The following is a 4467-nucleotide window of genomic DNA, read 5'->3' on the forward strand; positions in this document are numbered from 1 at the left end:
TTTGGAATAGCAGCAATATTTTCAACAGTAGGTGTAATCTACTCCCCTTCGTTAAGAATTTTTGGATTTTTATTTGGCCCGATATGGTTACCTGTTCTTTGTATAATACTTGGGCTAACAGTAGGTTTTATTATGAAAAATTTTATAACAGATGTTTCAATTAAACAGACTGTACCTTGACTTATTGTTTATTATTTAACTACCTTTCTTTTGCACTTGATTTCAATTATAATCCAAATGATAACAGGCAGAATTACTTGAAAGGGAAATGAATAGTATTGATACACATTAAAAGCCCAGTATTTCATTTCCATAATGTTTTTGTACATAATATATGCAAAGAAAATCGTTAACAAACCTGTTTGTATTGTAACCGACCTGTAATCATTTAGATTAAATATTTTACTTACTCCTTTGCTTGCCACATACATGCAAATGCTGACTTTAATGAATACACAAGTAATAAATACTATTGCGACAGAAACTTCTATCCTCTGCAAAAAATCAGAAATACTAATCCTGCTAACTGCAGTATACGATGGAAAGTATAGGCGTCCAAGGAGTTCTCCTAAAATAGTAATATTTCTTAAAGTTAATAAAACAATCATAGTCCCTGCAAACAAGATTCCATAAAAATACACTTCAGCTTGTTCTTTACTATCAACACCTAGCCAATCCTTGATTGTCTGTGCTTGTTGAAGCTTTATTGCTATGTGGATAGGGAGCATTCTTTATTATATTCAACTATATATAGTTTTACTGTATACCCTGCTTTAAATGTGTTGTTTGTTTCATTCTTAAAGAGTTGGGATAAACCTATATCCCTATATTGCTATATGGACTATGTTTATAACAGTATTTGAAATTGCCATTGTATATCCTTTGGGGATAGTTGTATACTAGGTGGCGGATTGTTCCTTAGTCGCTAGTAGTATATGTTATAATATTCAGTTTGACATATTTTTATTATAAAATGCTTGGAGAGCACTTAAAATAATTGTTATGCTACTGTTTTTTTTCATCCATCCAAGGAAATAAAGCATCTATTATCGTGTTTATCGCTTTTAAATCCCTTAAGCTTCTTCTGTCTAATTTATTGATAATTCTATGTAATAAAAATAAATCTTCGCTTTCCTGTGGGATATCTGTAAACCTAAACAATTCATCAAAAGTAATTTCTAACGCATTTGCAATCCTCTCAAAACTCTCGATTGTGGCACTTTTTTCCCCACGCTCTATAGTACCCATATGGGAAGGGTGTATATCTGCTCGAAGTGCTAAATCTTCTTGACTCCATCCCCGTTCTTTGCGTAGAACACGTATTCTATTACCGACATTTTTTGCTATATCACCCATTTCAACACCTCATAAAAGGAAAATAACTTTTATTGGCTTGAATATCAACGTTTATTAAGTGTTGAGAATAAATATTCAACATTAATTGGTGTTATTTTATAATAATCTTATTGACATGTTAACATATATTGGATATAATATTTAAATGAAAAGTGACTCAAAGCCTTTAATTAAAGCACTTTGACGAATTGTGTCGAATTTAGTTGGGTGCTGAATGAATAGTAGTTGCTTTTAAATATCTTAATAGTAAAGGCTTTAAGTTAAATACTTTTAAGATTTAAAAGGGTTGTGTACACAATATAAATTTCAATGCATTGAAGAAAAGTAGTACAAATGTTTTGCTGATTAAAAACAGTAAACTGTTGATAATGATTCCTTGCAAGCTTATTTTTAGGCAAGGGGATTGTGTAAATCTTTCATGCACAAATCTTGTTAATCAATCACTAAATGGAGGGTTACAAATGTTAAATTCAAAAAAGATGCCTAAATCATTACTAACAACGCTCTTAGTAATCGCCCTACTTCTAACTAATATTGGCAGTATAGCTTTTGCTAGTGATTTAAGCAGTAGAGAAGCTGCAAAAACTGCAAACATTGAAAAGCCAATATCTTCTGTAACAACAACAGTTGTTGCAGATAAAAATGGTAATACAAAACAAGCTTCACCTAACATGGTTATGGCTGCTGCTTCTGATGTTACTTATTGGACATGGACATTAACAGTATACATGAGTAAAGTTGAAGTAAAACTTGAAAGAACAGGTGGAACTTCAATGATTATTGGTTCTGGAACCCTTAAAATCAAAGATTCAAAAGGAAACCAAACAGCTACCTATTCCCTTCCTTCTTCAGCTGTTCTTGGCACACCTATAATAACATGGACTTGGAATCAGGCTATGTCAACTACTACAGTAGAGGAAGCAGTTTCACTTTCGGGAAATGCCGTAGTAACAGGAAGTACATATCCTACTTCATTGACTGTAAATAGGGATAGATTTGATGGTGGAGCATACAGCTCACTAACTGCACTTGATGGACAAAGGCATCATATGTTTGCATCATGGGTGTATTCACAAACAACAGTATACAAATATGATACTGCATTGATTAATATAGTCGGAACAGTTTCAAGCAATGCTGGACCTGCTGTATTAATGAAAACAACAGACCACTATCAAACAGCAAGTTATGGAGGTAATACAACTTATAGGAACACCCAGTTAGACCTTGTAAAACAGAAAAAATATCTTGCGGCTATGGATATGGATAAAGCAGATTTAAAGAGTAAATTCGGTACTAAGTATGATTATGCTGTTCTTAAGGCATATAACTACGCATATTTCACATTAAACTGGTGGGAATAATCCAACATATGTTAGTATATTCATGAGAATATAATTTGTAATGTTAGCCAGTAATAGTTTGTTGCTGGCTAACAGATACAAAGAAGGAGGACTTTTGTGGAATTTAAAATTATATTGTTTGAAGGAACAGACAGTATTAAATTTGGAATGACAAGCAAGGAAATTCAGTCAATACTAAAAGTTACGCCTACATTATTTAAAAAAACAACAATGGATTTATATGAAACAGAAGATTACAGTAACATTTGTCATGTGTATTATGAAAAGGGTGGTAAATGTGCCGCCTTTGAGTTTATGAAACCATCAAAAGTCTTTCTTGATAATATCCAGCTTATAGGAGAACAGGCTGAAAAAATTGAAGCTATTTTTGAACAATTTGAAGATTTACAAGGGGATACAATGTGCTTTCGATCCCCAAAGAATGATATAGGAATATACGCTCCTGAAGGAGTTGTTGAATCCGTATTTATTGCCAGAAAAGGGTATACCCTTGAACAAGAAGAACTGTATATGACATTAAGGGCAAGTAATAATACAAATACACTTCAACAACCTTTACCTTTGCAATCAAAAGCTGATTGCATAATAGAGTTAATGCGAATCTATAATAAAAATCGTCTAGTTTTAAGGGAAATAATCAATAATGTAAGCAATAAAAATGAATTCTTCATATATAAGAAAAGTCTTTTAGATAATAGCCTTGAATATAATTCAGTATATGAATTGCTTTTACAAGCAGGTTTATCCGAAGCTGAAAAAAGAAAGGCTAATAAGTTTATGACTACGCATAATAAGCTTATGGAAATTATTGAAACAGCCCATGAACTTATAGAGCAAGGGAAAGCAGCAGAAGCAAAGTCTTTAATAGGTAGTGAACAAGTCCGTATACACACCTTATTTACAGAAGTAGTTGAAGCTATAGATAAGGAGCCTAATATATGATTAAAGAGGTAAAAAAACATTGGAAAATAGCCTTGATAATTTGTGTTGTAATTATAGCTGCAACCTCATTTATTGTTGTAAATGCATTTAAAAGTAATTCTAATTCAATAGTGAATGCAAGCAATACTAATATAAGTACTGCTTCAAAATCAGATTTGCAAAAAGATGATGGATTGATTTGTACATATGCTGTAGAGATATTACCGATTTATAATAAAAATCGTGTTGAGTTTATGAAGATCGTTAATGAGGTAAACAGTCAAAAGGTATTTGAAGAAAGATATCAGAACATTATTAATAACAATAAAGATTATAAATCAAAGTATGATGAGCTTATGGAGAAACTTATTACCGATACAAAGAAGCAAGAAGCCAAAAACCTAATATTAGCTTATGACGAATATGTAAAGGTTAATGAAAAAGCTTATGAATTGGTTAAGGAAAATAAGCTGTCCGATGCTAAAAAATATATTGGCGAAGAAGCTTCCAGAATACATAAGGCATTTGGAGAGATTATAAATAAAATCGTAGTCAGCCAAGAAGGTAATATGGAGGCCAGTGAGGGTGTACAATCCTCTAAATAAAAATTATATACAGCATTCGTATTAACATGACATTTAGGTTCTGCCTGAGCGTCTTGTTTTTGCTTACATATTTGGATGAAAATACTGAATTGGCAGTAGAGAAAATAAATTACCAGTGGTTCTTGTTTTACCCTTGTATTTATATGTTTGCTATTTGGGACTCATATAAAAATACACGGGGAGACAAACCGGTATTTATTGCACTTCCTTTTGGAATAGCA

General features: G+C 32.0%; 5 protein-coding genes and 1 pseudogene. 4 read left to right on the forward strand and 2 right to left on the reverse strand.

What is annotated here, in order from left to right; all coding sequences use genetic code 11:
- Positions 1-180, forward strand: a pseudogene (locus tag VIO64_RS22930) (hypothetical protein); the annotation flags it as partial.
- Between the two features lie 11 nt (positions 181-191).
- On the opposite strand, the gene VIO64_RS22935 reads toward VIO64_RS22930, so the two are convergent.
- A complete protein-coding gene (locus VIO64_RS22935; RefSeq protein WP_331922077.1) occupies positions 192-728 on the reverse strand; it encodes a GerAB/ArcD/ProY family transporter in 537 nt (178 codons plus the stop codon).
- Positions 729-1005: 277 nt separating this feature from the next.
- A complete protein-coding gene (locus VIO64_RS22940; protein ID WP_331922078.1) occupies positions 1006-1356 on the reverse strand; it encodes a helix-turn-helix transcriptional regulator in 351 nt (116 codons plus the stop codon).
- A 461-nt stretch (positions 1357-1817) separates the two neighbouring features.
- Between VIO64_RS22940 and VIO64_RS22945 the strand changes: the two genes are divergently transcribed.
- The 3 genes from VIO64_RS22945 to VIO64_RS22955 all read left to right on the forward strand — a co-directional run bounded on the left by VIO64_RS22945 (position 1818) and on the right by VIO64_RS22955 (position 4246).
- A complete protein-coding gene (locus tag VIO64_RS22945; protein ID WP_331922079.1) occupies positions 1818-2720 on the forward strand; it encodes a hypothetical protein in 903 nt (300 codons plus the stop codon).
- A 96-nt stretch (positions 2721-2816) separates the two neighbouring features.
- Complete coding sequence (locus tag VIO64_RS22950; protein WP_331922080.1) at positions 2817-3662, forward strand: hypothetical protein; 846 nt, start codon at positions 2817-2819, stop codon at positions 3660-3662.
- Positions 3659-4246 (forward strand): hypothetical protein, encoded by a 588-nt coding sequence (locus VIO64_RS22955; protein ID WP_331922081.1) that lies wholly within the window; start codon positions 3659-3661, stop codon positions 4244-4246. The genes VIO64_RS22950 and VIO64_RS22955 overlap by 4 nt, the downstream gene beginning before the upstream one ends.
- Positions 4247-4467 lie beyond the last annotated feature (221 nt).

Origin of the sequence: Pseudobacteroides sp. (assembly GCF_036567765.1) — a bacterium.
GTDB lineage: Bacteria > Bacillota > Clostridia > Acetivibrionales > DSM-2933 > Pseudobacteroides.

Coding starts and splice junctions, on each gene's coding strand:
- VIO64_RS22935 (WP_331922077.1), bottom strand. CDS start 728: ATGCTCCCTATCCACATAGCAATAAAGCTTCAACAAGCACAGACAATC.
- VIO64_RS22940 (WP_331922078.1), bottom strand. CDS start 1,356: ATGGGTGATATAGCAAAAAATGTCGGTAATAGAATACGTGTTCTACGC.
- VIO64_RS22945 (WP_331922079.1), top strand. CDS start 1,818: ATGTTAAATTCAAAAAAGATGCCTAAATCATTACTAACAACGCTCTTA.
- VIO64_RS22955 (WP_331922081.1), top strand. CDS start 3,659: ATGATTAAAGAGGTAAAAAAACATTGGAAAATAGCCTTGATAATTTGT.